The sequence below is a fragment of the Flavobacterium sp. genome, from assembly GCF_043779715.1.
In the GTDB taxonomy this organism is placed as follows: domain Bacteria; phylum Bacteroidota; class Bacteroidia; order Flavobacteriales; family Flavobacteriaceae; genus Flavobacterium.
Genome location: NZ_JAYWDT010000013.1, coordinates 1 through 4,949, shown reverse-complemented (window position 1 = coordinate 4,949; position 4,949 = coordinate 1). Strand labels below are relative to the sequence as shown.

At 34.3% G+C, this 4,949-nt stretch carries 5 protein-coding genes; 4 read left to right on the top strand and 1 reads right to left on the bottom strand.

All coding sequences use genetic code 11. The features are described from left to right. Nucleotides 1-102: 102 nt before the first annotated feature. From ACH2BG_RS00530 to ctlX, 3 genes are all read left to right on the top strand, one after another. On the top strand, nt 103-1,386 hold the full coding sequence (locus ACH2BG_RS00530) for a citrate synthase (protein WP_395045788.1): 1,284 nt from the start codon (nt 103-105) through the stop codon (nt 1,384-1,386). A gap of 122 nt (nt 1,387-1,508) precedes the next feature. After that, on the top strand, nt 1,509-2,462 hold the full coding sequence (locus ACH2BG_RS00525; protein WP_395045787.1) for an arginase: 954 nt from the start codon (nt 1,509-1,511) through the stop codon (nt 2,460-2,462). Between the two features lie 4 nt (nt 2,463-2,466). Next, nucleotides 2,467-3,402: a citrulline utilization hydrolase CtlX gene (ctlX, locus tag ACH2BG_RS00520; protein WP_395045786.1), complete on the top strand. Its 936-nt coding sequence runs from the start codon at nt 2,467-2,469 to the stop codon at nt 3,400-3,402. Nucleotides 3,403-3,572: 170 nt separating this feature from the next. Here ctlX and ACH2BG_RS00515 read toward each other — a convergent pair whose 3' ends face one another. Continuing rightward, nucleotides 3,573-4,196: a MarC family NAAT transporter gene (locus tag ACH2BG_RS00515; protein WP_395045785.1), complete on the bottom strand. Its 624-nt coding sequence runs from the start codon at nt 4,194-4,196 to the stop codon at nt 3,573-3,575. A 123-nt stretch (nt 4,197-4,319) separates the two neighbouring features. Here ACH2BG_RS00515 and ACH2BG_RS00510 point away from each other — a divergent pair, with 123 nt between their 5' ends. Further along, on the top strand, nt 4,320-4,685 hold the full coding sequence (locus ACH2BG_RS00510) for a CoA-binding protein (RefSeq protein ID WP_395045784.1): 366 nt from the start codon (nt 4,320-4,322) through the stop codon (nt 4,683-4,685). Nucleotides 4,686-4,949: the final 264 nt, after the last annotated feature.

Sequence of the window (4,949 nt, the reverse complement as noted above, 5' to 3'; positions counted from 1 at the left end):
AATTATTTAACGAAAACGATACCACAAATCTTTTTTAATTAATATGAAATTCCTTAGCTTTGTTAAATTATTATTTTTTTAGATAAATCCCCATATTATATTATGTCAAAAACAGCAACAATAGAAATTGATGGCAAAAAGTATGAATTTCCAACAATAACAGGAAGCGAAAACGAAGTAGCTATAGATATTAGCAAACTAAGAGACTTAACAGGTGCCATCACAATGGATCCAGGTTACAAAAACTCAGGAGTTTGTAAATCAGAAATAACATTCCTAGACGGAGAAGAAGGGATCCTACGTTACAGAGGATATTCAATCGAAGATTTAGCTGACAAAGCAGATTTTCTTGAAGTTTCTTACCTAGTTATTTTTGGTGAATTACCTACAAAAGCAGAATTAGAAAGATTTGAAAACAATATTCGTAAATACACTTTGGTAAACGAAGAAATGAAAAACATCATCGATGGTTTTCCTAAAACAGCACATCCAATGGGCGTTTTGTCTTCATTAACAAGTGCTTTAACCGCTTTTAATCCAAAAGTTGTTAATGTAGAAAACGAAAAAGAAATGTACGAAGCTGTTTGTAAAACTATGGGTAAATTCCTAGTTCTTGCCACATGGACATTTAGAAAAAGCATGGGTTATCCTCTAAATTATTATGACAATACAATAGGATATGTAGAGAATTTCATGCAATTAATGTTTAGATTACCTACTGGGCCTTATGCAGCAAATCCAGTTGTAGTTGCTGCTTTAGATAAATTATTTATACTTCATGCAGACCATGAGCAAAACTGTTCTACATCGACTGTTAGAATGGTAGGTTCGTCTCATGCGGGATTATTTGCTTCAATATCAGCAGGAGTTTCTGCGCTTTGGGGGCCACTTCACGGTGGTGCAAACCAAGCGGTGTTAGAAATGCTCGAAGAGATTCAAAAAAACGGCGGCGATGCCGAAAAATATTTGGCCAAAGCCAAAGACAAAAATGACGAGTTCCGTTTGATGGGATTCGGACATAGAGTTTACAAAAATTTCGATCCAAGAGCAAAAATTATCAAAAAAGCAGCTGACGAAGTTTTAAGAACTTTAGGAGTTGATGATCCAATTCTTCAAATTGCAAAAAAATTAGAAGAATCAGCTTTAGTAGATGAGTATTTTGTGTCAAGAAAATTATATCCAAATGTCGATTTCTATTCAGGAATTATATACAGAGCATTAGGGATTCCTACTGATATGTTTACAGTATTATTCGCAATTGGTCGTCTTCCAGGTTGGATAGCGCAATGGAAAGAAATGCGTGAAAACAAAGAGCCTATTGGTCGTCCTCGTCAAGTTTATACAGGACATCCATTAAGAGATTTTGTCGCTGTAGAAAAACGATAAATTCTTAATAATTTAAACGAAAAGCTTCTCTTAATCGAGAAGCTTTTTTTATATTTGCTAATAACCAAATATGTTGTAAGAGGTAGATTTTTATCTAAATCGATATTTCAAATAAATACTTTATGAGTAAGAATGTTGTTTTTTTAATCAATAAATCGGAAATAACTGCAGGGACAAGAGGCGCTTCTTTAGGGCCTGATGCGATAATGACAGCTGCCCGAAAAAAAGGAAGTTATATTTTTGGAGAGAACGAAGTTCAAAAAATACTAAACGTTAATAATTTTTTAGATAAACCTACTCAATTTCCATTTGCTAAAAGAATCGATGGATTGCTAAATGTTTATAATGAACTGAATATTGAAGTATCTACGATTTTAAACAATAATTTGTTTCCAATTTTATTAGCGGCCGATCATGGTTCTGCTGGAGGGACAATTGCAGGAATTAAATCCGCTTTTCCGCAAAAAAGGTTAGGTGTTATATGGATTGATGCACATGCTGATATTCATACGCCTTATACCACTCCGTCTGGGAATATGCACGGTATGCCTTTGGCTACAGCTTTAAATATTGACAATCTCGAATGTAAAAACAATGAAGTAGATGAAGAAACGGTTTTGTTTTGGAATCAACTCAAACAAGTTGGAAATATCACTCCAAAAGTGAATGCAGAAGATATCGTTTATATTGGTGTTCGCGATACCGAAGCTCAAGAGAATGCTATAATGGATCGTTTGCAAATTAAGAATTGTGAAGTTTCTGAAGTTCGTTTAAAAGGTGTTTCTGAAATCATTAAAATTGTTAATGAAAAACTCAAAGATTGCGATATCATTTATGTTTCTTTTGATGTAGATTCAATGGATCCAGATTTAACGTCACATGGAACAGGAACTCCTGTCGATAATGGATTAACACCTCAAGAAGCCAAAGAAATATTAATTGCATTGGCACAAAATCCTAAAACGATTTGTATTGAAGTGGTTGAAGTAAATCCATGTCTTGACGAAAAAGAAAATACAATGGCCGAAATAACACTTGATATTGTTGAAGCAATAACCCAAACAATTAAAACATAATCCCGTGAAACAAACTACAAATTCCATACTAATGATTCGCCCAGTTGCGTTTCGTATGAACGAACAAACGGCGGTAAATAATTATTACCAAAAAGTGATAGATGGCTTGTCGCCAGAAACGGTAAATGCCAAAGCACAAGAAGAATTTGACACTTTCGTAAATAAATTGCGAATGGTTGGTGTCGATATCACAGTGGTCGATGATACATTAGAACCAAGTACTCCAGATTCTATTTTTCCAAACAACTGGATTTCTTTTCACGAAAGTGGTGACGTAGCTTTATACCCTATGTTTGCTGAGAATAGAAGGTTAGAACGTCGTGAAGAAATTTTAGATATTCTAGAAGATAAAGGTTTTGTAGTTAATGAAATTATGGATTATTCTTCGGCAGAAGAAGATGGTTTTTTTCTAGAAGGAACAGGAAGTGTGGTTTTAGACAGAGAAAATGACAAAGCTTATTGCGCACTTTCGCCTCGTGCAGATGAGGAGTTGTTTATCGAATTCTGTGAAGATTTCGAATATACTCCAGTTATTTTTGAAGCTTTTCAGACAGTAGGTACTGAGCGAAAACTCATTTATCATACCAATGTCATGATGTGTGTTGCCGATACTTTTGCCGTTATTTGTGCAGATTGTATCGATGATAAAAAAGAACGAAAAATGGTTCTCGATAGTTTGAAATCTGACGGAAAAGAAATTATTCTAATCACGGAAGATCAAATGAATAACTTTGCAGGAAATATGCTCGAATTACAAGGAACTGACGAGCGTCGTTATCTGGTTATGAGCGCCTCGGCACACAAAAGTTTAACTAAAAAACAAATCGCACAACTAGAAGAACATATCACAATTTTGAGTTCTAGTTTAGATACTATCGAAGCTTGTGGTGGTGGAAGTGCGCGTTGTATGATGGCGGAAATTTTCCTTCCAACAGAGTAGGGGAATTACGAATTACGAGAAAATAAACACACAGTTTGTCATTCCGAGGAACGAGGAGTCTCATATCTTTACTTGTGAGATTCCTCGTTCCTCGGAATGACAATATCGTTATAAATGTATGGTGTTTTTAAAGATTGATTCGTAATTCATAATTTACAATTCGTAATTATTTAAATTCCTCTCACAATACTTAAAATAGAGCTAATAATATACTGAATTCCAATCGCAATTGTCAAGAAACCAATAATTCTAGAAATTGCGACAATTCCCGACGCTCCAAGTATTTTCGAAAGATAATGTGCACTTCTTAGTACTAAATAAATAACAATCGAAATGGCAAATATCGCTATCGACGAAATAATCATCTCGTTTGGTGAGTGGTGCTCTTGGTAAAAAGCGATAAGTAATGATATAGATCCAGGTCCTGCAAGCATGGGCATGGCAAGCGGCGTTAGTGCAATATCATTTCTATTTTGCACATCGGTTTGTACTTTTTTGCCAATACCTCTTTTCTTGCTAAATTTTCCTGAAAGTAACGAAAAACCAGAGCTAGCAATAATAATTCCACCTGTAATTCGTAAGGCATTTATAGTAATCCCAAAAAAGGAAAGAATATATTGACCCACAAAAAAAGAAATTATCAAAATAATACAAACATTTATCGATGTCCAAAGCGAGATTCTAGAACGTTCTTTTTTCTCGTCATGCTGTGTTAGGCCTACAAAAATAGGGATTGTTCCTATTGGGTTTAAGACCGAAAATAAGGCGAAGAATAAGTAAATAAATAACTCCATGTTTTTTTTGTAAAGGTAATTGGTTAGATTTTTTCGGTTATTACGAAAACATCAATATTCTATAAAGGTATATATTTTTAGGGAAAGCCACAATTTTGAGTACTTTTGTAAAAAAATAATATAATGAGTAATAAAAAAACGTTGGTACTTGGTGCTTCAACAAAACCAGATAGATACGCTTTTAAGGCAATAACGATGTTGGTCGAAAAAGGTCATTCGGTAATGGCGATAGGCCAAAATGCTGGAGAAGTTGCGGGAATAAATATTAGAACAAAAAATATTCCATTAGCAAGCATTCATACCGTAACGCTTTATCTGAATCCAACACGCCAGCGCGATTATTATAATTATATATTAGAAACCAAACCCAAACGTGTTATTTTCAATCCAGGAACTGAAAATCCTGAGTTTTCTCAGTTGCTAAAAGCAAATGGGATTAAAGTTGATGAAGCTTGCACATTGGTTTTATTGGCTACGAATCAGTATTAGGAGCGAATCTTTACCCTTATTTACAAACCATATTCCCGCTTTCATTCCAAACTAGCCAAGAAAAATGGCTAGGTTTTCCATTCTATCGGGGCTAATTAGTAAATCATTTTTTCTTTTGGAGAAAACAATATCTGACAGGTTTTTGAAAACCTGTCAGATATTGTTTTTAAAACCTCGTTCCCTTCGTAGCAGGTTTGCTAATTAGTAATAACCCAATAAATGTAATTAACCCATTAATTATGATGAGTTCATTGTCAATCACAT